At 66.7% G+C, this 23,392-nt stretch carries 22 protein-coding genes and 1 tRNA gene; 11 read left to right on the top strand and 12 right to left on the bottom strand.

Annotation, left to right across the window (positions count from 1 at the left end; genetic code table 11):
- Window positions 1–204 precede the first annotated feature (204 nt).
- The 7 genes from jaqu_RS14850 to jaqu_RS14820 form a co-directional block, all read right to left on the bottom strand.
- A tRNA-Pro gene (locus jaqu_RS14850) sits at window positions 205–281 on the bottom strand.
- A gap of 49 nt (window positions 282–330) precedes the next feature.
- Window positions 331–1,305 carry a DMT family transporter gene (locus jaqu_RS14845; RefSeq protein ID WP_043919783.1) on the bottom strand — a complete coding sequence of 325 codons (975 nt, stop codon included), beginning with the start codon at window positions 1,303–1,305 and terminating at the stop codon, window positions 331–333.
- A gap of 54 nt (window positions 1,306–1,359) precedes the next feature.
- Window positions 1,360–2,463, bottom strand: a complete 1,104-nt coding sequence (leuB, locus tag jaqu_RS14840; RefSeq protein WP_043919782.1) for a 3-isopropylmalate dehydrogenase — start codon at window positions 2,461–2,463, stop codon at window positions 1,360–1,362.
- A gap of 57 nt (window positions 2,464–2,520) precedes the next feature.
- Window positions 2,521–3,489 (bottom strand): endonuclease/exonuclease/phosphatase family protein, encoded by a 969-nt coding sequence (locus tag jaqu_RS14835; RefSeq protein WP_052500996.1) that lies wholly within the window; start codon window positions 3,487–3,489, stop codon window positions 2,521–2,523.
- 17 nt (window positions 3,490–3,506) lie between these two features.
- The gene (locus tag jaqu_RS14830) at window positions 3,507–4,301 is read right to left on the bottom strand and encodes a hypothetical protein (protein WP_236687869.1); all 795 of its coding nucleotides are present in this window, start codon (window positions 4,299–4,301) and stop codon (window positions 3,507–3,509) included.
- A 301-nt stretch (window positions 4,302–4,602) separates the two neighbouring features.
- Window positions 4,603–5,208, bottom strand: a complete 606-nt coding sequence (gene leuD / locus jaqu_RS14825) for a 3-isopropylmalate dehydratase small subunit (RefSeq protein WP_043919780.1) — start codon at window positions 5,206–5,208, stop codon at window positions 4,603–4,605.
- A 25-nt stretch (window positions 5,209–5,233) separates the two neighbouring features.
- Window positions 5,234–6,055 (bottom strand): DUF4198 domain-containing protein, encoded by an 822-nt coding sequence (locus jaqu_RS14820; RefSeq protein WP_043919779.1) that lies wholly within the window; start codon window positions 6,053–6,055, stop codon window positions 5,234–5,236.
- Here jaqu_RS14820 and jaqu_RS14815 point away from each other — a divergent pair.
- Window positions 6,054–7,286: a HupE/UreJ family protein gene (locus jaqu_RS14815; RefSeq protein ID WP_043919778.1), complete on the top strand. Its 1,233-nt coding sequence runs from the start codon at window positions 6,054–6,056 to the stop codon at window positions 7,284–7,286. The two genes, jaqu_RS14820 and jaqu_RS14815, sit on opposite strands and share 2 nt — an antisense overlap.
- Window positions 7,287–7,322: 36 nt before the next feature.
- Here jaqu_RS14815 and radC read toward each other — a convergent pair whose 3' ends face one another.
- The 3 genes from radC to sfsA all read right to left on the bottom strand — a co-directional run bounded on the left by radC (window position 7,323) and on the right by sfsA (window position 9,756).
- On the bottom strand, window positions 7,323–8,108 hold the full coding sequence (radC, locus tag jaqu_RS14810; protein ID WP_043919777.1) for a RadC family protein: 786 nt from the start codon (window positions 8,106–8,108) through the stop codon (window positions 7,323–7,325).
- Between the two features lie 35 nt (window positions 8,109–8,143).
- Entirely contained in the window at window positions 8,144–8,956 is an 813-nt protein-coding gene (gene map, locus jaqu_RS14805) for a type I methionyl aminopeptidase (protein ID WP_043919776.1), read from the bottom strand.
- A gap of 101 nt (window positions 8,957–9,057) precedes the next feature.
- The gene (gene sfsA, locus jaqu_RS14800; RefSeq protein ID WP_043919775.1) at window positions 9,058–9,756 is read right to left on the bottom strand and encodes a DNA/RNA nuclease SfsA; all 699 of its coding nucleotides are present in this window, start codon (window positions 9,754–9,756) and stop codon (window positions 9,058–9,060) included.
- A 37-nt stretch (window positions 9,757–9,793) separates the two neighbouring features.
- On the opposite strand from sfsA, the gene jaqu_RS14795 reads away from it, so the two are divergent.
- From jaqu_RS14795 to jaqu_RS14780, 4 genes are read left to right on the top strand one after another with little or no spacing between them, the layout of a single operon-like run.
- Window positions 9,794–10,516, top strand: a complete 723-nt coding sequence (locus jaqu_RS14795) for a competence/damage-inducible protein A (RefSeq protein ID WP_043919774.1) — start codon at window positions 9,794–9,796, stop codon at window positions 10,514–10,516.
- Entirely contained in the window at window positions 10,513–11,229 is a 717-nt protein-coding gene (locus jaqu_RS14790) for a GNAT family N-acetyltransferase (protein ID WP_052500995.1), read from the top strand. Before jaqu_RS14795 ends, jaqu_RS14790 begins: the two co-directional genes overlap by 4 nt.
- Window positions 11,226–11,792, top strand: coding sequence for a peroxidase-related enzyme (locus tag jaqu_RS14785; RefSeq protein WP_043919773.1), 567 nt, complete (start codon window positions 11,226–11,228; stop codon window positions 11,790–11,792). The genes jaqu_RS14790 and jaqu_RS14785 overlap by 4 nt, the downstream gene beginning before the upstream one ends.
- 20 nt (window positions 11,793–11,812) lie before the next feature.
- Window positions 11,813–12,712, top strand: coding sequence for an OmpA family protein (locus tag jaqu_RS14780; protein WP_052500994.1), 900 nt, complete (start codon window positions 11,813–11,815; stop codon window positions 12,710–12,712).
- Between the two features lie 14 nt (window positions 12,713–12,726).
- Here the strand turns inward: jaqu_RS14780 and jaqu_RS14775 are convergent, their stop codons facing one another.
- Together jaqu_RS14775 and jaqu_RS14770 are read right to left on the bottom strand one after the other, a co-directional pair.
- Window positions 12,727–13,269 carry an MOSC domain-containing protein gene (locus jaqu_RS14775; RefSeq protein ID WP_043919771.1) on the bottom strand — a complete coding sequence of 181 codons (543 nt, stop codon included), beginning with the start codon at window positions 13,267–13,269 and terminating at the stop codon, window positions 12,727–12,729.
- 81 nt (window positions 13,270–13,350) lie between these two features.
- The gene (locus jaqu_RS14770; RefSeq protein ID WP_043919770.1) at window positions 13,351–14,256 is read right to left on the bottom strand and encodes a LysR family transcriptional regulator; all 906 of its coding nucleotides are present in this window, start codon (window positions 14,254–14,256) and stop codon (window positions 13,351–13,353) included.
- Between the two features lie 333 nt (window positions 14,257–14,589).
- Here jaqu_RS14770 and jaqu_RS14765 point away from each other — a divergent pair, with 333 nt between their 5' ends.
- From jaqu_RS14765 to jaqu_RS14740, 6 genes are all read left to right on the top strand, one after another.
- A complete protein-coding gene (locus tag jaqu_RS14765; RefSeq protein ID WP_043919769.1) occupies window positions 14,590–16,986 on the top strand; it encodes a serine/threonine-protein kinase in 2,397 nt (798 codons plus the stop codon).
- Window positions 16,987–17,014: 28 nt separating this feature from the next.
- On the top strand, window positions 17,015–17,854 hold the full coding sequence (locus tag jaqu_RS21965; RefSeq protein ID WP_201774371.1) for an FHA domain-containing protein: 840 nt from the start codon (window positions 17,015–17,017) through the stop codon (window positions 17,852–17,854).
- Window positions 17,835–18,851: a PP2C family protein-serine/threonine phosphatase gene (locus jaqu_RS14755; protein ID WP_043919768.1), complete on the top strand. Its 1,017-nt coding sequence runs from the start codon at window positions 17,835–17,837 to the stop codon at window positions 18,849–18,851. The genes jaqu_RS21965 and jaqu_RS14755 overlap by 20 nt, the downstream gene beginning before the upstream one ends.
- Before the next feature lie 3 nt (window positions 18,852–18,854).
- Entirely contained in the window at window positions 18,855–20,318 is a 1,464-nt protein-coding gene (locus tag jaqu_RS14750) for a hypothetical protein (RefSeq protein ID WP_043919767.1), read from the top strand.
- Between the two features lie 141 nt (window positions 20,319–20,459).
- Window positions 20,460–22,553 carry a dynamin family protein gene (locus jaqu_RS14745; protein ID WP_043919766.1) on the top strand — a complete coding sequence of 698 codons (2,094 nt, stop codon included), beginning with the start codon at window positions 20,460–20,462 and terminating at the stop codon, window positions 22,551–22,553.
- Window positions 22,550–23,392, top strand: an 843-nt coding sequence (locus jaqu_RS14740) for a dynamin family protein (RefSeq protein ID WP_052500993.1), incomplete at its 3' end; no start/stop codon positions are given. The genes jaqu_RS14745 and jaqu_RS14740, both read left to right, overlap by 4 nt.

The raw sequence follows: 23,392 nt of genomic DNA, 5'->3' as shown, positions 1-23,392 counted from the left end.
CCGGAGAGTAGCTTAAATCCCGCCAGATCCTGTCCAAGGATCGGGGAGCATCTCAAACATCTCGAAATTTCAAGCTGAAGCAGCACGAAACCTTCGTCCAAGGGGACAAAACAATATCAACTAGTTGGACGCTCTGACTGCCGATAAAGGACAAAGTGGCGTTGCCTGGGACATAGTCCCTGCAACTCTTCACATATCGGATCATGGTCGGAGTGAGAGGATTCGAACCTCCGGCCCCTGCCTCCCGAAGACAGTGCTCTACCAGGCTGAGCTACACTCCGACCGTGGACGGGGCGATACGCCCGACGCGGCGGCGATGCAAGACGGAACTCAGCGCGGGGTCAGCCCCGCATCCCGTTCCGCTTCGGTCAGCATGGGCCCGACGCGCGGCGAAGTGGCAGTCTCCGCGCGGGTCCGAGTGCGCAGAACCGGCGTCTGCTGTGAAGCGCCCCGCCCCTCCCGGAAGACGATGTAGAGCCCCGAGGCGACGATGACGCCAGCGCCGACGCCCGTCCAAAGATCGACCGTTTCGTCGAAGAACACCCAGCCGAAAATCGCGGCCCAGATGATCTGGCTGTACTGCATCGGCGCGACCAGCACCGCGTCGGCGCGGCGATAGGCTCCGATCATCAGCAGTGACGCCGCCAACGCGCAGACCGCCATCAGCGCCCAGAGCCCGAGGTCCGGCAACGGAACGGGGCGATAGACGAAGGGAAGGGTCCCAGCCATGACGAGAAAGCTGGCCACCATCGGATAGAGCAGAAGCACCATCGTGCGTTCTTCGCGGCCAATACGCCGGACCACGACCGAGGCGAATGCCCCCGTGAATGCACCGCATAACGCCGCCAGATGCCCCCATTCCAACGGCGCGGACCCCGGCCGCAACACGATCAGGACACCGGCAAGGCCAACGACGACCGCGCCCCAGCGATGGGGTCCCACCTTCTCTCCCAGGATGGGAATGGAAAGGACGGTGATGATCAACGGCATCGCGAAGATGATCGCGTAGACCTGCGCCAGCGGCAGGGTCGAGAAGGCGTAGAACACGCATAGTCCCGTCGTCACCGCAGCCGCTGTGCGCGCCATGCTCCAACGCGGATGGCGTGGTCTCAGGTTTCCGGTCGCGTCCGAGCTGAGAAGAATGACGACGGTCATCGGGAAAGTCAGCAGGACGCTGAAGAAGACGACCTGAAAGACCGCATAGGACCCGCCCAGCATCTTCACCACGACATCGTGGGTCGAGAAGAGTGCGAAGGCGGCCAGAGCCATCAGGATGCCGGAAAGCGGGGAGGCGCGGTGGGGCATGGTGTCCTCGGAGAAGAATGCGCCGCCCCCTCCCCAAGGCGGCACACAGTCAGGTCAGGCGGCGGCGTCCAGCGCGGCTAGGATCGCGTCGCCCATCTCGCTGGTCGAGACCGGGGTCCCCCCTTCGGGGCCCATCAGGTCGCCAGTCCGAACGCCGTCGCCCAGCACTTTCTGGACCACACCCTCCAGAAGGTCGGCATTCGCACCTTCGTCGAAGCTGTAGCGCAACGCCATCGCGAAGCTCAGGATACAGGCGATCGGGTTGGCCTTTCCCTGACCGGCGATGTCGGGAGCCGAGCCGTGCACCGGCTCATAAAGCGCCTTCGGCCGTCCGTTTTCCATCGGTGCACCCAGGCTCGCCGATGGCAGCATTCCCAGGGATCCCGTCAGCATGGCCGCGACATCCGACAGCATGTCTCCGAAAAGGTTGTCGGTCAGGATCACGTCGAACTGCTTGGGGGCGCGCACGATCTGCATGCCGCCGGCATCGGCCAGCATGTGGGTCAGTTCGACGTCGGGATATTCGGAATCATGCACCTCCTGGACAACGTCGTGCCACAGGATCCCGGCCTCCATGACGTTCCGCTTCTCCATCGAGCAGACGCGGTTCTGTCGCTTCCGCGCCAATTCGAACGCGGACCGGGCGACCCGCGCGATCTCCGACTCGGTGTAGCGGTGCGTATTGATGCCGACCCGCTCGTTTCCTTCCTTGGAGACGCCGCGCGGCTCGCCGAAATAGACGCCCGATGTCAGTTCCCGCACGATCATCATGTCGAGGCCGGAGACCAGGTCACGCTTGAGCGACGAGAAATCCGCAAGAGCGTCGAAGCATTGCGCCGGCCTGAGGTTCGCGAACAGGTCCATCTCCTTGCGCAGGCGCAGCAGGCCGCGCTCCGGCTTGTCCTTGAAATCGAGGTTGTCCCATTTCGGCCCGCCAACGGCGCCCAGCAGAACGGCATCGACGGCCTGTGCCTTCTCCATCGCGGCATCGCTGAGCGGTGCACCATGCGCATCGTAGGCGCAGCCTCCGACCAGATCCTCGGACACGTCGAAATCAAGGCCACGCTTTGCGCCGAACCAGTCGATGACGCGGCGCACCTCTGCCATGACCTCGGGGCCGATGCCGTCGCCGGGCAGGATCAGAAGGGTGTTGGGCATCGTCGCGCTCCGCATGCTGGATTGTCGCATGCGGGCTATCCCCGGCCTTTGGCACCGTCAAGGAAGGGCGATGTCGACCCAGACGGCGCGACCCGCCCCTGCCTGTTCGACCGTCTTCAGCAACGGGTCCTCGGCCGGGGGCCAGAGCACGCCGGCATCCATCACCACCAAGCCGCGCGCCGGCAGGATGTAGTCGACCCGCAACGGGCCGGGCCCGTCCCACGCGGCCGTGTCGAGGGCCGGGTCACCCAGATGTCCCGCCCCGCCGCCGCCGTGGCCTCGCGGCTCGGGATCAAACCAGCCGGGATGCGAGAGAAGAGCTCGGATCGCCTCCAGCTGCCCATCGCCGTCGACGGGATCAAGGTTGGCACGGCCAAGCAGGATCGGCAGGGGCGATGCCTCCGCCAGGCGGGTGGACAGGGCAAGCTCGGCCGCGTTGCGATGGCCATTGCGATCCTCCGGCCCGTCGAAGACGGGCGTTCCGGCCGCCAATGTCACCAGCGTGATCCCCGTCTCGGCCAATGGCACGACCCATTGGGCGGTGGTCGCGACCGGCAGCGTGACACGTTCGGGAACGAGGCCCGCGGGCGCGTCCCACGGCACGGCGCCGTGATCCGAAACGGGCCCCAACGGGATACGAGATAGAAGCGCGAGACCTGAATCGCCCGTGAAGCGACCGTAGCCCAGCGCATCGCGGGCCTCGTGAGATCGACCGTTTCCATCGAGATCGTATCCGCTCGGAATGCCGGAATTTGGTTTTCGGGCAACCGAGTAGGGGTAATTGGCCCCTCTCGCCGCCAGTGCATCTTGGATCGCGCCGAGACCCCTCCCCTCGATATCCCAATCGATATCGCCCAGCAGGATCACGTCGGCATCCACATTGGCGATCACGTCCAACGCAGCGGCCGCCTGATCCTCTTCCCGCGTGACGTCCCGCATCATGATGCCCGGTCCCTTGCGGCCCAGCCCAGACTCGAAGGTCGCGATGCGGATCGTCTTCTCCTGCGCCGAACCCTGCCGGGGCACGGCGGCAAGGAGCAGGATCAGGCAGGCAAGAATTCCGGCGCGTCCTCGCCGCTGTCGAGGGCAACGCGCCGACGCTTGGCTTCGATCAGCAGGGCCAGCCGCCGCATGGCGATGCCGCGGAGAAAGAGCGAGGCAGGGAGGAAGGCCCATAGCGCAACCAGCCAGATCAACAGGACGTCGCTTTCCAGAAGAGAGAAGCCATAGGCCCCTCCGATCATGCCGGCGAGCGGTGGCGTCAGGTATGGCAGGGTCGCCCCTAACAGAATGTTAACGATCCCGTCGCGACGCAGCCGCGAGACGACATCCGCACCTGCGGTCGGCTCGAAGGTCGGAAGGTTGATCCAGACGTTGAATGCGCCGGCCTTGCCGGGCCAGCGCGAGAGGCGGATCGTGATCGCGAAGACCGTCAGGCCGATCAGCGCGACAAGGTAGGCGAGCCCCGTGGTGGCGCGAACCGTCTGCGCCTCGCGGAAGGTCGTGCCCTCCGGAAGAAGCCACAAGATCAGACGGATCGGAGAGAACGGGAAGTCCATCGCCTCTCCCAGCATCAACCCGATCGCGGTCACCAGCCGCGAAAATATGCTTGGATTGAACTGGCCCGCGCAGATCACGGACGAGAGGATCACAGTCACGAACAGGATGCCGAACCGCGTGCGATTGAAAGGGGGGGCATCCCGGAACTCAACCAGCCCGGGATAGACCGACCCGTATTCGACGATGATGAACAGCCCTGCGAAGATGGCGATCAGCATCACCGCATCCGAGGAATGCGATCCGCTTCCCTGCAGGAGCAGGGAGGGGGTGACGATCATGGTCACGACTAGGAAAGCCCGTAGGCTCGCGCCGGATAGCTGCGAAATCACCGCTCTGCCTTCTCATCTGCCGGCCGGGTCGATTCGTTGCCGCCCCGTGTCCGGCTCGATGCACCCCTTTGCGGAGCGCCTGCCTCATTCTTGCCTTCAAGGTGCCTTGTTTAAGTTCACCTCGCAAGCACCTGACTTTCCCAAGAAAGATGCGGGCGGATTTATGTGTCCGGAAAGAGACAGGCCCCCGAAATTCGGAGGTCTTTTGCTTCTATATCAGTATCTTGAGAAGCGGCGTTAACGTGCCGATCTATACCCAGGGGCGCTCTTGGGCCATCTGGGCCTCGAAGGCGGCGATCGACGGCGCCTTCTGTTCTGTCAACCCGATGTCGTCCAGACCCTCGAGCAGGCAGTGCTTCTTGAAGGCATCGACCTCGAAGGGGATCACCTCACCATCCGTCAGCCGGATCTCCTGCGCTTCGAGATCGACCGAGATCCGGGCGTTCTCTCCCTTTCGGGCATCTTCCATCACGCGATCCACCTGATCCTGCGGGAGCGGGATCGGCAGGATGCCGTTCTTGAAGCAGTTGTTGAAGAAGATGTCGGCGAAGCTGGGCGCCATAACGACCTTGATTCCGAAATCCTTGAGCGCCCAAGGCGCGTGTTCCCGCGAAGAACCGCATCCGAAATTGTCGCCGGCGACCAGGATCTCCGCGTTGCGATAGGCGGACTGGTTCAGGACGAAGTCGGGGATCTCCTTGCCGTCATCGTCGTACCGCATCTCGTCGAAGAGGTTCACGCCGAGCCCCTCGCGCTTGATCGTCTTCAGGAACTGCTTGGGGATGATCATATCGGTGTCGACATTGATGAGCGGCAACGGGGCCGCGACGCCGGTGATGGTCTCGAACTTGTCCATGGATCGTCCCTCCGTCGATCGGGACCTACTCCGCAGGCACGGCGAAGGTCAACGCGGCCCACAGGCTGTGCCACATCGCCCCGTCCGACTGTGGATCCAGGGGCACCATCGCGACCGAGTCCGCCAGGTACTCGTAGCCCGGCTGGACCGGCAGCATCGCACGTCCCTCGGCATCGGTCTCGTGCAGCGTGACCTCGACCTCTCCGTCCGGGGCCCGCGCGAAAAGCTCCACCTGCGCGCCTGGACGCGGCAAGCCATCGAGGAGAACTCGCACCGGTAATCCCCCGCCCAGATTATCGGTATATGGATTCGCCTCCGCCACGATTTCGCTGCGCAAACCGACCTCACGGTCCGATCCGTCTCCGTCGCCGACTGCGATCAGGGCCTTGGCGAAGCGGCGATACTTCTCGCGAACCTCCTCTTGCGGCAGGCCGCGTTGAAGATGCGCCTCGGGCACGCCATCCATCGCCTTGTGCTCGGTGAAGCCGACGAACCGCTCCCAGCCGGTGCGATCGCCCTTGTCGCGATAGGTCAGCGTCGAGTCCGTCGTCTCATGGACGACGATCAGAAGGCCCTCCGGCAAGTCGGGCACGGCAAAGGCCGGATTGTCTCCGATCCTCACCGGAACGGGGCGGGCCTCGCCGCCGACGATCATCTCGTAGCGGGCCGTACGGTTCGGCAAGTAGCTGAACGACGATCCGGACAGCTTTTCACCGACGCGGAAGCGGGCCGTGACCGTCTCGCCGGGGGCGACGCTGTAATCCTCCGCTTCGATCCAGAATTCGTGTGCTTGCGCTGCGCCGAAGGACGCGCACAGTAGGGTCGACAGAAGGAAGGGGCGGATCATGGGAAATCTCCGAGTACTCGGCATCAGGGTGGCGTTGGCGTGGTTGCTGTCAATGCTGGCCGTCGCCTCACCTGCACATGAGGTGCAGCCCGCGGTCGCGGATGTCGAGGTCGGAGCGGATGCGGTCACGATCCAGCTCAGGACCGCGTTGGAGCCACTGATCGCCGGGATCGACCTTTCAACCATCGAGGACACCAACGACAGCCCCCTCTCGGATCAGAACGACGCACTTCGGCGCCTTTCACCGGAAGAGCTGCGCGCCGCGACCGAAGAGGCATGGCCCGCCATCGCGGCGCAGATCACGCTACAGGCCGGTGAGCAACCGCTGACCCCTGTCTTGGAGACCGTGGACATCCCCGAGGTGGGCGATCCCGAGATCCGCCGCGACTCCATTCTGACGCTGACGGCCGCGCTACCGGACGGCGACGCCCCGGTGATCTTCGGCTGGGACTCCGAACTCGGAGGGCTCGTCGTGCGGCAGGTCGCCGACGGCGAAAGCTACGACGACTTCCTGACCGGCGGCGCCCTGTCCGAGCCGATGCCGCGCACCGGCGTGGCAGAGCAATCCCTGGGGGATGTGGTGGTCCGCTACCTGATCTCCGGATTCGATCACATCATTCCGAAGGGTCTCGATCACATCCTGTTTGTCCTCGGGCTCTTCTTCTACGCCCTCGCCTGGCGGCCTCTGCTCTGGCAGGTCACCGCATTTACGGCAGCCCACACGGTGACTTTGGCGCTGGCGACGCTTGGGATCGTGAATATCGCGGATGACGCGATGTGGATCGTCGAGGCGATCATTGCCGCGTCGATCGTCTATGTCGCGGTCGAGAACGTGCTGGTCGCCCGACGTGGCCGCGTGGTGGCCGCTGCGGCGGCGGGGGGCGGCACGGTCAGGGTCGAGGCCGTGGATGCGCCGACGATCACACCCGCTCGCATCGCGGTGGTCTTCGCCTTCGGCCTCCTGCACGGGTTGGGATTCGCCTCCGTCCTGTCGGAGTTCGGGCTGGGTGAGCATTTCGTCGCCTCGCTGATCGCGTTCAACGTCGGCGTCGAACTGGGCCAGCTCGCCGTGATCGCCGTCGCGCTGCTCCTCGTCTGGGCGACCTTCGAAGTGCTCGGCCGCAGGCTGCATCCGGAATCCGAAGGCTTCCGTGCGATATCGGTCGTCGGATCGCTCCTGATCGGTGCAGTAGGCCTGTGGTGGGTGATCGAGCGGACTTTGCTGGGCTGACGGGGCAAGCCTTTGGGCGGTCGCGCGCGGGGCCGCCTAGAGCAGCCCTTCGGCGCGGAAGCTCAGCTCCCGTGCCTTGCCGACGATAAGATGGTCGTGCAGCACAAGGCCCAGCACCTCGGCCGCGTCCCGGATCGCGAAGGTCATGGAGATATCCGCCTCCGACGGCGTCGGATCGCCGGACGGATGATTGTGGACGAGGATCAACGCGCTGGCGTTCAATTCCAGCGCGCGCTTGACCACCTCGCGCGGATAGACCGGCACATGATCGACGGTCCCGCGCGCCGCTTCTTCATCGGCGATCAGGACGTTCTTGCGGTCGAGATAGAGCACCCGGAAGCATTCGGTTCCCTGATGCGCCATCGCGGTTTGAAGGTAGGCTAGCAAAGCGTCCCATGACGACAGGACCGGCTTCTGGATGACCTTCGCGCGGGCCATCCTGTGCCCGACCGCCTCCATGATCTTCAACTGCTCCACCACTGCGGGCCCGGCCCCCTTGACCTCAGCCAGACGGGAGGGTGGGGCGGCCATGACGCGGTTCAGATCCCCGAATGCGCGCAGCAGCCGTTTTGCCAGCGGCTTGACGTCGCCCCGGGGAAGCGCGCGGAACAGGATCAGTTCCAGCAATTCGTAGTCGGGCATCGCCTCGGCGCCGCCCTGCATGAACCGGTCCCGCAGACGGGCGCGATGGCGCAGGCGGTGATCGGGTTCTTCTGCCGGAGGCGTTGGCGGAGCGGGCTGAATGACGGCGACAGGAGCCGCGCCGGATGCAAACAGATCGGGCAACGGCGCTTCGGCCATGGCAGAGCGAGGACTCGTCATACCCGCGTTCTGCCGGAGCGCGTGTTAACGCCCGGTTAATCGCCCCATGTCGGGTGAAAGCGGCCAGCGGGCGACAGGGTGAAGATCTCGGCCCCGTTCGCCGTAACGCCGACCGAATGCTCGAATTGCGCAGACAGCGATTTGTCCCGCGTCACCGCCGTCCAGTCGTCGGCCAGGACCTTCGTCTCCGGGCGGCCGAGATTCACCATCGGCTCGATGGTGAAGAACATTCCCTCCTCGAGGACCGGGCCGGTCCCGGGGCGCCCGTAATGCAGAACATTCGGCGGGGCGTGGAAGACGCGGCCGAGGCCATGCCCGCAGAAGTCGCGCACGACGGACATGCGATGGGCTTCGGCGTAGCTCTGGATGGCGAAACCGATATCGCCGAACGTCCGACCGGGCCTGGCCGCCTCGATCCCTTTCATCAAAGAGTCGTGGGTGACCTGCATCAGCCGCTCGGCCTTTCGGCTGGGCGTACCCGCGACATACATCCGCGACGTATCGCCGAACCAGCCGTCGACGATCACGGTGACGTCGACATTCAGGATGTCGCCGTCCTTCAGCCGCTTGTCGCCGGGAATGCCATGGCACACCACATGGTTCACGCTGATGCACGAAGCGTGCTGATAGCCCTTGTAGCCGATCGTGGCCGAGGTCGCGCCCGCCTCTTCGACCCACTTCGTGATCCGGTCGTCGATCTCTCCGGTGGTGACGCCAGGCGCGACCAGCGGAGCGACGCGGTCGAGGATCTCGGCCGCCAGGCGCCCGGCCGCGTGCATCCCGGCGAAATCCGCGTCCTCGTGGATGCGGATGCCGTCACGCGTCAGTCGGCCGCGATGTTCGTCCAAGGGATCCTCCGGGCAGAGCGCCTTCGCGGAGTGGGGTATGCTGCGAGAGCGAAATTCACAAGTTGTACGAAATCTAGGAACGCCGCCCGCGATTTGAACCCTCAGGCCACCCACATCGGATCGGCCAGCCAGACCCCCTTGGGCGTGATCCGCGTCCCATAGGCCAGCGCGCCGACCCCCGCCTCACGCGCGCGGTGGAACGCGGCGGCATAGTTCGGATCCAGATCGGCGGCGATGCGCAGCCGCGCACAATCGGGACGTTGCACGACATAGAGCGTCACGGCACGGCCGCCGCCTGCGACCAGCGCGGCCATCTCGTCGAGATGCCGCGCGCCGCGCTTGGTGACACTGTCGGGAAACTCTGCCCAGTCGGCCTCTCGCCGGAAATGAACGTTCTTGACCTCCAGATGCGTTTCGCCGTCGGGGCCCGACAACAGGAAGTCGATACGGGATTTCTCGCCATAGGGAACCTCTGGCCGGACCGTGTCGTAGGCCGGCAGGCCAGGGATACGCCGCTCCGCCAATGCCTCGGCGACGATCCGGTTGGGCACGCCTGTATCCACGCCTGCGAGCCGCCCGTCGGGCAATTCGCTCAGTCGCCAGCCGTATTTCAACTTCTTGCGCGGATCGTCGTTCGGCTCCACCCAGATGCGGGTACTGGGATCGGCGAGCCCGGTCATGGCGCCCGGATTTGGACAATGCGTCGTTACTTCCGATCCATCGTCGAGCCGAATGTCCGCAAGGAAGCGTTTGTAGCGGCGGATCAGCGTCGCGGCGACCAGGGGCGTGGCGAAGTGCATGTCCGCGCCCTATACCGAGGCCGACAGGAGGACCAGTATGACGAACCCCACCGCCGCGATGCTCGTGATCGGCGACGAGATCCTGTCGGGCCGCACCCGCGATTCCAACATGAACCATCTCGCCAAGCGGCTGACCGAAAGCGGCATCGACCTGCGCGAGGCGCGCATGGTCAGCGACGATCACGATGCCATCGTGGCCGCGATCCGGGCGCTGTCCGACGCCTGGGATCACGTCTTTACCTCGGGCGGGATCGGACCGACCCATGACGACATCACGGCCGACGCCGTGGGCGCGGCCTTCGACACGGCTGTCGACGTGCGAGATGACGCCCGTGCCCTGCTCGAGGCGCATTACGCAAAGGCCGGGAGCGAACTGAATGCGGCCCGCCTGCGCATGGCGCGCATCCCCGACGGGGCCACGTTGATCGACAATCCGGTCAGCGCCGCGCCTGGCTTCACCATCGGCAACGTGCACGTGATGGCCGGCGTGCCGAAGGTTTTCGAGGCCATGGTCGAGAGCGTATTGCCGACCTTGACGGGCGGCACCCCGCTCACGTCGGCCAGCGTGCGGGTCGAACGGGGCGAGGGCGACATCGCCGAGATACTGACCGAACTCGCCGACCGCTTCGACGACCTGGCCTTCGGGTCCTACCCGTTCCAGCGGCCCGATGGGCGTTTCGGGTCGAACGTCGTGGTACGCGGCTCCGATCCGGCTCGCGTCGAAGAAGCAGAGGCCGCCCTGAACGCAGCCTTTCCATGAGCCTTCCAGATGCTCCGGCCATCATGGCGGCGATCCGGGCCACCTGGCCGCCTTCCGGGTTGGAACGGTCTGGTCCCTTCGATCTGCCCGCAGAGACGCGGGGGACGCGGCGGGCCACCTCCGCGCGGCTGCGTCCGGGTGCGACCGCAACGGAGGCCGATATCGCCGAAGTCGAGCGGATCCGCCCCGGCACGGTCTTCGGCACGACCGACGACCATGAGGACGCCTTGGTCGCCCTGCTGCGCGCAAGGGGCTATGGCGAAGGCGGGATCTCGGACCTGATGGCGGGGCCTGTCGCGCCCCTGCTGGGCGATCTGCCGCCCGTCAGCGGCTTTGCCCATTGGCCGCCACTGGCCGTCGCCGAGGCGCTATGGGACGACGATGGCAACGACGCCACCCGGCGGGCACCGATGATGCGCGCGCCTGAGCCCCGCGTGGCCATCCTGCTGCGCCATTCCGATCGCGCGGCGGGCGCGCTTTTCGTGGGGATACACGATCGGATCGCCGTCCTGCATCTGGTGCTGACGTTGCCACGCTTTCGCCGTCAGGGTGTGGGCATAATCGGGATGCGTCATGCGGCGGTCTGGGCCGCGGGACAGGGGGCGACCCACCTTGCGCTGCCAGTCGAAGCCTCGAATGCGGCAGCGGTGGCGCTTTACCGTCGGGCCGGTCTCGAACGGCGCGGCGGATACCGCTATTGGAGCAAGACATGAGCGACCGACCCACCGCCCTGAACCTGCCCCAAGCCGACCCGCTGCCCGAACGGACGCGGAAATACTTCGACATCTGCAACGAGAAGCTGGGCTTCGTGCCCAATGTCCTGCGCGCCTACGCCTTCGATATCGCCAAGCTCGACGCGTTCACGGCGATGTACAACGACCTGATGCTTGGCGAGAGCGGGCTGACCAAGCTGGAGCGCGAGATGATCGCAGTCGCCGTCAGCTCGGAAAACCGCTGCTGGTACTGTCTCGTGGCACATGGCGCCGCCGTGCGGGAGCTTTCCGGCGATCCCGAACTGGGGGAGCGGATGGCCCATAACTGGCGCACCGCCGATCTGAGCCCCCGGATGCGGGCGGTCCTCGACTTCGCGGTCCGGATGACGCGCGCTTCGGCCGAGATCGGCGAGGCGGACCGCCAGGCGCTGCGCGACGAGGGGCTGACGGATCGCGACATCTGGGACGTCGCCGCCGTGGCCGGGTTCTTCAACATGACGAACCGCGTGGCCTCCGCCACCGGAATGGAACCGAACCCCGAATATCACGGCCAGTCCCGGTGAGCCCGGGAAGGCTGGCCGTTTTGATCCTGACCGCCGCGCCCGCCGGCGCGGTGGAACTGTCGATGCCGCTCCCGGCCGTGCAGACCTTCGCCGAGGCGCAGCCTCTGGCCAGCCACCGCGTCGCGACCGGCCCGATGCAAGGCAGCGCCCTGCCGGTCGAGGTGGTCGAGGGCTCGGTGACGCGCCGCGTCCACCAGCTTGCAGCGGGCCAGGCGACCACACTGCAGATGCTGTCCCCCCTGCGCGACGCCCTGTTGGCCGACGGATGGGAGGCGGGCTTTTCCTGCGAGACGCGGGTCTGCGGCGGCTTCGACTTCCGGTTTGCGCTGGATGTCGTGCCCGCGCCGGAGATGTTCGTGGATCTGGCGGACTTCCGCTACGCGACCTTCTTACGCGGAGAGGAGTGGTTCACGATGATCGTCAGCCGCTCCGGCGCGCAGGGTTACGTGCAGACGACCCATGTGGGCGCGCCGGGCAGCGTGGAGGCGGTGACGAAATCCTCTGCGGCGGTAGTCCCGCCTCCGGGTCTTGCTGCGGTAGGTGAGATCGGCACCGCTCTGGCGGCGACGGGGCGGGCAGTTTTGGACGATCTGGTCTTTCCCACCGGATCGACCGAACTGCCCGAGGCGGATTATGCCTCGCTCGCCGCTCTGGCCGACTTTCTGCGCGCGAATCCGTCCGCCACCGTCGCGCTGGTGGGTCACACGGACGCCGAGGGCGGGGCGGAGGGGAACATGGCGATCTCCCGCCGCCGGGCGGATAGCGCGCGCGCCATTCTAGTGGACGGCTACGGGATCGCACCGAACCGGGTCGAAACCTTCGGCGTGGGATTCTTCGCCCCCGTCGCGCGCAACGACACCGAGGCCGGCCGGTCCGCGAACCGGCGGGTCGAAGTGGTCGTGACCTCCGTTCCCGAATAGCGGGCGCGGCGCCGTCAGACCGGCTCCAGAGGTCGGTGAGGAAGGGGCGGCAGGCTTACTGCGATGGGATCGCCGGCGCGAACCCGACCCGAGGAGAGCACCACGCCCATCACGCCGGCCTTGCGGACAAGCGCCCCGTCCGATGCCCGGTCCAGTGTCGCCGCTATGAGCCCCGGCTGCCATGCATCGAGTTGTCGGCAGGGATTGCGCAAACCGGTCACCGCGACGAGCGCAGCCTCTCCGATCCTCAGCAAAGCACCTGTCGGCAGGCCGAGCAGGTCCAGTCCGCGCGTCATCAGGTTCTCGCCCATCGCGCCGGGACGCATCTCGAAACCCGCCGCGCGCAGAGTGTCATGGAGTTCCGCGTGGATGAGATGGACCTGCCGCAGGTTGGGCTGGTCGGGATCGCGGGCGACCCTGCTGCGATGGCGGACGGTCGCGCCAGCATGGGCATCGCCCGCAACGCCGAGCCCCGCGATCAGGTCGATCACGGGGACGACTTTCTTGTGGAAGCGGTGGCCGTCATCGCGGGCGACGGCCTCGATCAGAGCGGCCATGGCGCAGGATGCTCCGACCCCCGCCCGAAACGCAACGGACCGCCCCCGAAAGGGCGGCCCGTCACAATGGAGATCGGAAGATTACCAGTCGCCGGCGCCGCGGTCGCGGAAGCTCTCGACGAGAAAGTCGATGAAGGCGCGGACCTTGGGCTGTGTGTAGCGGCCCGGCGGGTAGACGGCATAGATCCCTTGTACTTCGGGATCGAGCCCCTCGATGGCCGGGACCAGAGAGCCATCGCGCAGCGCGTCGGCATAGAGGAAGGCGGGAAGGAAGGCGATTCCGAGCCCGCCCTGCGCGGCGTGAAGCAGGGATTGGCCGTCGTTCACCGTCAGCCATCCGGCCGAGCGGACCTGCCGCTTTTCGCCCGAAGGCGCGGTGATGCGCCAGACATTGCCACCGGACTGGTTGGAATAGTGCAGCAGCTTGTGCTCGTTCAGATCGTCGATGCGGGCGGGGCGGCCGTATTCCTCTAGGTAGGAGGGCGACGCGATCATCATCTTGTGGGTCTCGGCCAGCTTGCGGGCGCGCAGCGAGCTGTCCTCGAGTTCGCCGATACGAAGCGCGAGGTCGAACCCTTCGGAGATCAGTTCCACGAAGCGGTTGTCGAGAACCATGTTCACGGTGATCTCGGGATATTCGTGAAGGAACCCGCCCAGGATCGGGCTGAGGTGGTTCACGCCGAAATCCGTGGCCACCGAAACGCGCAGGATGCCAGACGGCTCGGCCTGCATCGCCGTGACGAGGGCATCGGCCTCTCCGGCATCGGTGAGGACGCGGCGGGCGCGGTCGTAGTAGGCCAATCCGATCTCGGTCGGGCTGACCCGGCGGGTGGTTCGGTTCAGGAGGCGGGCGCCGAGACGGGTCTCCAGGGAAGAGACGTGCTTGGACACCGCGGACTTGCTGATGCCGAGTTTCTTGGCGGCATCCGTGAAACCTCCCTGATCCACCACCGTGGCGAAGGCTTCCATTTCTGACAGTCGATCCATCCGGGTGACCTCGGGCAACTTCACTTTCGACGTGGATGCCGCCCGATTGGGGCACGATTGCGCCGATGGCCTGCCACGGACGGGATTGTTTCGGGACGATTTTAGATTTCGCCCACAATTGCGGCGTTGATGCCCAGTCGGCGACCCGCCCCCCGCGCGTGGGATAACTAAGATGTGGAACCGTCCCCACATCGTCCGATCGCCCCGACATGGCACGGCAAACACCTAATACTCGACATTTTTTAGTCTGATTCGCCGGGCATGCCCAACAAAGCACCCGGTCGGGCAGGATTGAACACCGCCACGGAACGACACGGCGGAGGACGGAAGAACATGAGTATCGAGGACTTCGAACTGGACGAGCAGGAGCCCCGGAAGGACGGCGATTTCGCCGACGAGCTCCCCGCCGGAACCCAGCTGCTGCAGGGCCAGTACACGATCAAGAGTTTCCTCAACGCCGGCGGTTTCGGCATCACCTACCGGGCCGTCGACAGCCTGGACCGCGCAATCGTCATCAAGGAATGCTTCCCCGGCGCGTTCTGCCGCCGCTCGCGCACCATCGTGCAAGCCCGGTCGCGCGCGCACCAGAACGAATTCTCTTCGATCGTCCGCCTGTTCGTGCAGGAAGCCAAGAGCCTCGCCAAGCTGCAGCACCCCAACATCGTCGGCGTGCACCAGGTCTTCAGCGAGAACGACACCGCCTATATGGCGCTGGACTTCATCGAAGGGCGCGACCTGCTGGAGATCCTCGAGGATCCCCAGACCGAACTGCCGCCCGAGCGGATCCTGTCGATCCTGCGCGACATCCTCGGCGCGATCGGCTTCGTCCACGAGCAGGGGATGCTGCACCGGGACATCAGCCCGGACAATATTCTGATCCAGCAGGACGGCACGCCCGTCCTGATCGATTTCGGGGCCGCCCGTCAGCAAGCCCAGAAGCAGAGCCGCGTCCTGTCGGCCCTTCGCGTGGTCAAGGACGGCTACTCGCCGCAGGAATTCTACGTGACCGGTGCCGAGCAGGGTCCGTTCTCGGACCTCTATGCGCTGGGTGCCAGCTTCTACCACCTGATCACCGGATCGACGCCGCCGGACAGCCAGGCGCGCCTGTCCGCCAAGGCGACCGGTGACGCGGATCCCTACGTTCCGTTGGCCGGAAACCACCCGCAATACCCGACGCCGGTCCTTCAGGCGATCGACCGCGCCCTCGAAGTCCTCCCGCGCGACCGCGTTCAGTCGGCGGCCGAATGGCTCGAGGCGATGGACGGCAAGGGCGCCAAGCGGATCGCCAAGGGCCGCGTCCTGTCGCGGATCAAGTCGCGTCCCGCCCCGTCGCCCACCGCTGCGGCGCCGGCCAATGCCGACACCGCTCCCCGCAACAAGCTTCCCCTTCTCGCCGGCGTGGCGGGCCTTGCGCTCGTCGCGGCCGGGGCGGGCGCGTTCTTCGTGCTCGGCGGCTCGGACGAGCCGGGAACTCCCAGCGAGCCCGTGAACACCGCTTTCTCGACCGGCAAGGCCGAGGACGTCTCCGCTGCCGATCCCGCAGAAGACGCCGAGCGGGCCCAGGCCTTTCAAGCGCGCGTCGATGCGGCCGCCGCAGCCTATGTCCAACCGATCAGCGCCGAGGCCGAAGGCGACCCCAGAAGCGAAGAGCTCTATCAGGTCGTCGCGGACGGGCTTGCGGCCAACGCCTGGACATGGCGCGTGACCAATGCGCTGGCAGCCATGCATCGCCCTGCCATCGACCCCGACCGCGCCGATCCACGGACTGCGGGTGCGGAGACGGCATATCTCGCCGGCGAAGCCGCCGAGGCAGCATGGCGCCGCAAGATCGCGCTGGCTTCGGCCCGTATGGCCCCCCGCGCACCCGAAAACGATCCGCGCACGCTTCGCGCCGAGCAGGACATCCAGAAGCAGCAGAACGCCCGCCAGATGTTCGAGCGCCGCGTCGCGCGGGCCGGACTCGACTTCATCCCGCCCGCCCGCGCCGATCAGGAAGGCGACCCGCGATTGAGCGCGGCAGAGCAGGAAGTCCTGGCCGCGAACATCGCTGAAGCGGCGTTCGACCGCCGGATCGCGCTTGCGGCCACGACCCATTCCGGTCCCACCGTCCCCTCGGTCGAGGGCGACCCGCGCACACCGGACATCGAGGCGAGCATCCGCGAAACGGAGGCCATCGTCGCTCAGGCTGCTGCTCCGGTCCGGACGTGGTCGGTGGCCCTGCCGTTCTACGATCTGCGGATCGACGCGCAGGGCTCGGCCCATATTCTCGAACTGGAGGGCCAGCCCGTCGAGACGCGGTCGCAGTTCGAAGACCTCCTGCGGGCGATCTACACGCCCGGCGACGCGACCAGCCTTCCGATCCGGATTGGCATGGGGCGCCCGGGCGCGACCTCCGACCAGATCATCGAGCAGAGCATCGGACTGCCCGTGGTTCACGACGTTTCCATCCCCGGCGGGCCGCGCTTTCGCACCTCGTTCGAGGATGGCGCTTGGGTGACGCGGGTCGCGGCGCTGCCGCCGAATGCCGAGATCGGCGAGGGCGCGCTGCAGGTGGGCGACCAGGTGACCGGTCACATCTCGTCGGGCACCGTCTTCAATTCGCCGGACGCCATCGCCCAGTTCCTCTCCACCGAGATCGCCCAAGGCACCACGCGCTTCGGCTTCGCCGTTCAGCGTGACGGCAATGCCTGGGTCGTCTCGATGATCCACGACGCAACTTCCGAGGGCTGACCGCCCGCGCGCAAGACAGGAGACCGCCATGAGCTTCTTCAGCCGCATCTTTGGACGCAAGAAGGCCGACACGGTGACGCCCGTCGTCCCGGCACCCAGCAAGCCGGGCGAAGCCCAGGCCGAACGATCGTATCCACAGATCTCGGCTCCGGCCAGGGCCGCCGAGGCAGACGACGCCCGAGCGCCGTCGACGACCGACATCCTGCGCGGTGTCGCGGCCCGGCTCGAAAACGCCGACAAGACCACGCCTCCGGGCGTCTGGGAAATGGACGCGCCTTCGACCGCCGATCTCCTGGCCCGCGCCAACCAGGCAGAACCGGCCGCCGGCGGCGGCGCGGGCCCGGCCAAGCGCCCGCGCAACAAGACGCGCCTTCTGGGCTTCGACACGTCGGCCGGCGACGCGACCGCCGCGCTTGCCCCGGCTTCGGCCATGCCCGAACCGGCCGAAGAGCCCGCCGCCGAGGCAGTCGCCACGGCCGGCCCCGCGATGTTCCCGACGGGCTTCGTTCTGATCGTCGAAGGCCCCGGACGCGGATCGGCCTTTCCGATCTTCGCCGGCATGTCGTCCATCGGCCGGGGTGCCGACCAGACGGTGCGCCTCGATTTCGGCGACGCGACCATCTCGCGCGCCGGCCACGCGGCCATCGTCTACGACACCGAGTCGCGCGAATTCCTGCTCGGACATGGTGGCAAGTCCAACATCGTCCGACTGAACGGAAGCCCGGTGATCAGCAACGAGGCACTCTCCTCGGGCGATGAGATCCGGCTGGGGGAGACGACGCTGCGCTTCGTGGCGATCTGCGGTGACCAGTTCGACTGGGCCGACACCGACGAGGGAGAGGACGACGATGATCTGGCGATCGCCTGAACCAAGATACGACGTGGCCTCTGCCATCGCGCAGGGGGGGCGACCCTACCAGGAGGACGCGATCGTCACCGACTTCCCCTTCGGGATGGACAGCGGCGTCGCCGTCCTCGCCGACGGGATGGGCGGACATGCCGCGGGCGACGTCGCCTCGAAGATCGTGGTGACAGAAGTCTATGCGGCCCTCAAGTTCCGCTCGGCCGAGTTCGCCGCGGACGAGGACGCGATCAGCGGCTACATGGCCGATGCCGCGAGCCGCGCCAACGCGGTCGTCCACGACCACACGGTTGCGAACCCGAACACGACCGGGATGGGCGCGACGCTGGTCGGCCTCGTCATGGTCGAGAACCGGGTGCGCTGGATCTCGATCGGCGACAGCCCGCTCTACCTGCTGCGCGACGGCAAGCTGCGTCAGTTGAACGAGGATCACAGCCTCGCGCCCCAGATCGACTACATGGCCGAGCAGGGCCTGATCTCGGAAGAGGTGGCCAAGGCGCATCCCGACCGGAACTGCCTGACCTCCGTGATCCTGGGAGGGAAGATCGCCCGGACCCACCTGCCCGAAGAGCCCTTCGAGCTGAAGCTGGGCGACATTCTCGTGGTGTCGTCGGACGGGCTGCAATATCTCGACACGCCGGTCATCCAGAAGCTTCTGCACCGGCACCGCCGCAAGAAGGCCGCCGAGATCGCGGGCTATCTGCTCGAGGCACTGGAAAAGCTTGCGGACCCCGACCAGGACAACATCTCGTTCGCGGTGGTCAAGCTAAACCACATGAAGCCCGTCGTGCAGAAGATCGTGCCCAAGCCGACGGATTACGTCGAAGAGGACCGCCTGCCCTCGACCCGTCTGGCCGTGCTGCCAGGCGGTGCCCTGCCCGAAGACGGGGCGGAAACCCCCGTCGAGGACGAACAGGCGGCAGCGGCGCCGGAAGAGACCGAAGAGTCTGCCGCGGCCGAGGCGGAGGTCGAACCGGAACCCAAGAAGGCGGCGGAGGGCTGATCCATGGCAGGGGGCAAGGCGAAAGCGAAGGAAGCGGCGGCGCAGGCCACGCGGGATGCACTGGCCCGCGCGCTCGAGACGGGCGCGCTGCCGGCCGATACACGCGATACCGCGAAGGCCTTGCTCAATCGGTTGGACATGCCGGTGCGGGTGGCCGTGATGGGCTTGCCCGGCAGCGGCAAGAGCCGCGTGGTCGACACGATGCTCGGCGCCCCTGTCATTCCCGATCTGCCGGCCGGCAGCCGCTGGCCGACCCTGCGTCTCGTCCATGGGGACGGCAGCTCGACTGTCACCCATGCGGATGGCCGGCGCGAGACCCATCCTCCGGGCGTCTCTCTGATCGGACTGACCAAAGGCGCCGCGCTCATCGAGATGACGCGCGACCTGCCCTCGCTCAAGCGCCTCACCCTGACCGAGGTCACCGCGACGCTGGACCCGACGGCGCAGCATCGGGCCGCGGCTTGGGCCGCCGCCGAGAACGACGTCGCCATCTGGTGCACCCGCGCCTGGGAGCCTCTGGAACGCGACGTCTGGGAAAAGATGCCGGAGCGGCTCCAGGTCAACGCCGTGCTTGCGCTGACCCACCGGGACCGGCTGCGCACACCCGAGGGCTCGTTCGAACGCCTGTCCGAGTCGTCGGGCCATCTGTTCGACCGCATCGTGATGCTGGATGCCGCGCGCGCCGCCTTGGCCCGCCATGCCGACGGGACCACCGATACCAAGCTCCTGCGCGCGGCAGGCGGCGCGGATCTGGTTCAGGCCGTGCGGCGCATTATCGACCGGGGCCGCCAGGCGGTGCTGGATCAGGCCGACGTCCTGCTGATCCGCAACGGTATCGACCCTGCTGCCGCCCAGACGAAGGCCGAACCGACCAAACCGGCCGAGGACACGTCGTCGGACCCGGTCGCCGCCGCCCTCGCCCGGATCGGAGACGCGAAACCGGCTGCAGAGCCGGCCGGTTCGGATCCTGTCACCGAACCGGCGACCGTTGCTGCGCCGTCCAAACCCGACCCGTCGCCTGTGGCCGCGAGCCCGGAACCCGCGCCCGCACCGGATGCCGAGCCCGCCGCAGAGCCGGAGCCCATAGCCGAACCGGCTCCGAAGGTCGCGACCGCACCGAAGGCCCCGCCGCCGCCCGTGCCCTTGACCGGCGCTGCGCGGGAGGCGATCGAGGTGGCCGCCGCCCGTCTGGCCAGGGTCGGATCGGAATTAGCGGCAGAGGCCGAGCCCGACGCCGCCGCGCTGACCCGGCGGGCCGTCTCCGAGGCGACGTGGCTGGCCGATCACCTCGACGAAGCCGCCGACGAAGCACCCGAACTGTCCCCTCGCGCCAACTTCGCGCAGGACGCGGCCGATGTGGTGCAGCTGATCCGTCTGGAGGGCGAGGAGACCGGCGCTGGCGATGCGCTCGCACTGCTCCTGCAATTGCGTCGTGCGCTGGACGACGATCTGGCCGTCGCGGCCTGAGTGTCGCGACCATGTGCTGAAATCTTGTCTTAATTTGACCCATCTCGGGTCACGGCACCGACAATCTGGCCCCTTACCTCCGATTGGTGACGGCGGCCGGGAAAAAGGATCGCCGATAAGAACATTGAGGAAGCGTACCCCATGGAAATGTCGCGCATCAACGAGACCCAGGCGGACGAAATTGCGGCGAGCCCCTCCCGCAAGACGTTGCCTGACAGGGGTCTCGAAGCGTTTCACTCCTTCCACGCCGACCGCGAGTCGATGGTCGAGGTCCTGCTCGACATCCAGGCGATCGGCGGGGACCGCATCGCGCGCAAGATCGACCAGCTGATTCACGAGTTGCGGGCCTGCGCCCCGTCGATCACGATGATCGGCCAGATCAAGTCGGGCAAGACGACGCTGGTCAACGCGATGACCGCGACGCCGGACCTACTGCCCGCTGACGTGAACCCATGGACCTCGGTCGTCACGTCGCTGCATATGGGCGTCAAGCTGCCCGACGAGGCGCCGCGCGCCGCTTTCCGCTTCTTCGACGCCGACGAATGGGACCGGCTGGTAAAAGGCGGCGGCCGCATCGGAGAACTCGCCGGCCGGACCGGCGCCGAGGCGGAAGCCGAGAAGCTGCGCGCGCAGGTCGAGCAGATGCGCGAGAAGACGCGCGAACGTCTGGGCAAGCGCTTCGAGCTGATGCTGGGCCAGACCCATGACTACGCCCGTTTCGACGACGCGCTCATCAAGCGCTACGTCTGCATGGGCGACGATTTCGATGAGCTGTCGCAAGCCGAGAAACAGGGTCAATTCGCTGACATCACCCGCTCGGCCGATCTCTGGCTGGAAGACGCCTCGCTGCCGGTGCCGCTGACCATCCGGGATACGCCGGGCGTCAATGACACCTTCATGATGCGCGAGCAGATCACTATTCGCGCGCTGCGCGACTCGCGCACCTGCGTGGTGGTACTCTCGGCGCACCAGGCGCTGTCGTCAACGGATATGGGCCTGATCCGCCTGATCTCGAACATGAAGTCCCGCGAGGTCGTCATCTTCGTCAACCGGATCGACGAGTTGGCCGACCCGGTGACCCAGGTCGCCGAGATCCGCGCCAGCCTGATAGATACCCTGTCGGCGAATGACGGCCCGTCCGATCCGCAGATCGTCTTCGGCAGCGCCTACTGGGCGAATGCCGTTCTGAACGGAACGCTCGACGATCTGCCCGAGGATTCCGCCAACGCCCTGCACGCCTATGCGGCTCACAAGCTGGGCGGCGGCGCGGCCACGATGGGCCCGGACGGCATGGTCTGGCAATTGTCCGGCCTGCCGGAACTCTACTCCGCCGTGGGCGAGCGCCTCGCTGCCGGACCCTGGGCGCAAATGCTCGACAGCATCCGTGCGCGGGCGGCCAACTACGTCGCGGGCCTGCGGGCTTCATCGCAGATCGTCACGCTTCGGTCTGGTGAGGGCGCGCAGCTCAAGCGCGTGTCCGACGAAGAGGCTACGAAGATGTTCGATCAGGTCGCCCGCACGACGCGCGAGCACCTGCAGGATGGCCTCGCCGCCGACTTCGCCAAGTTCGCAGAACGGGTCGATCAGGTGCACGAGCGTTTCGTCGAGCGCGCGCTCGACTCCCTGCTGGGTCATCTCGAAGAGCATGGCGAAGGATCCGTCTGGTCCTATTCGCCCGATGGCCTGCGGGTGCTGATGCGATCCGCCCACCAGGTGATGCGCCGCAACGTCACCAAGACCGGCACCACCGCTTTCAAGCTGGCCGCGCGGCAACTCACCGACATCTACGGCCACATCTTCGACGTGGAGGCCACCAACTTCGCAGTGGCCGCACCCGACATGCCGGACATTCCCCCGCCGGTGACGCTGGCCCAGACCATCGCGCTGGACGTCAAGACGTCCTGGTGGAAGGGCTGGTGGGGCAAGCGCCGCGGCTACCGGGCCTTCGCCAAGGATTTCCGTGCGCTGATCGAGGCCGAAACCGCCCCGATGGTCGACGAGCTGAAGGTCAAGCAGGCCGACGAGATCCGCGGCCTGGCCATGGGTCGCCTGGAAGAGTTCATCGCAGAGCAGCGCGACGTTCTGGCCGATATCGGCGCCAAGGCAGACATCTCGATCGAGGAGCTTCACGGCCTCTTCGGCATCACCGCCCAGGAAGAGCGCGAGATGCTCTTCGAGATGCTCTTCGAAGAGCTGGGCATCGACGAAGACGCCTTCGAAGGAGAGCGCGCATGAGCGACATGACCCCGTTCGAGGAGGAAGGCACCCCGGCGCCCGCGCCGGCCGAGGCCACGACCCGCAAGCCCCGCGTCGCCATCATGGGCGAATTCTCTGCGGGCAAGTCCACCCTGTCCAACCTGCTGCTGGGCGCGCGGCCCCTGCCCGAACGGGTCACCGCCACGCGCCTGTCGCCGGTCTGGATCGTCCATGGCGACGGGACCCCGGTCCGCTGCGATGTCCAGGGGCACGAAGAACCGATCACGCTCGACGCGCTCGAAACCGCTCCGGTCGAGACGACGCGCTGCATCCGGCTGCCGTTCCAGGCCGAGATCCTGAGATTCTGCGACCTGATCGACTTCCCGGGGATCTCCGACCCGAACATGGACAGCGACGTCTGGGAACGGATGCTCGACGAGGTCGACATGGTGCTCTGGTGCACCCATGCGACGCAGGCCTGGCGCCAGTCCGAGGCCGCCGCGTGGGACATGGTGCCCGATACGGTCCGGCAGCGCTCGCTCCTTCTGGTGACACGCTTCGACAAGCTGGTCACGGAGCGGGACAAGAAGCGCGTCCTGAACCGTCTGGCCGCCGAAACGGCCGGGCTGTTCGCGGGCATGTATCCGGTCAGCCTGCTTCAGGCGCTGCGATCCGGAAAGGCCGATGCCGAGGGCTGGACCGCCAGCGGTGCTGCCGCCTTCTCGGACGCTCTGATGGCCGGGATCAGCGGGCAGCCCGGCGAGGCGACCGGACAAGCGGCCCCCGCGGGGGATATCGACCCCGACACATCCGCCGCCGAGACACCGGCCCCGCGCCGCATCGTTCCCCGCCGCGTGCGCGTGGGCGCCGCCCCGCGC

The organism is Jannaschia aquimarina, from assembly GCF_000877395.1.
GTDB classification, from domain to species: domain Bacteria; phylum Pseudomonadota; class Alphaproteobacteria; order Rhodobacterales; family Rhodobacteraceae; genus Jannaschia; species Jannaschia aquimarina.
This window is presented reverse-complemented; position numbering and strand designations above follow the sequence as displayed.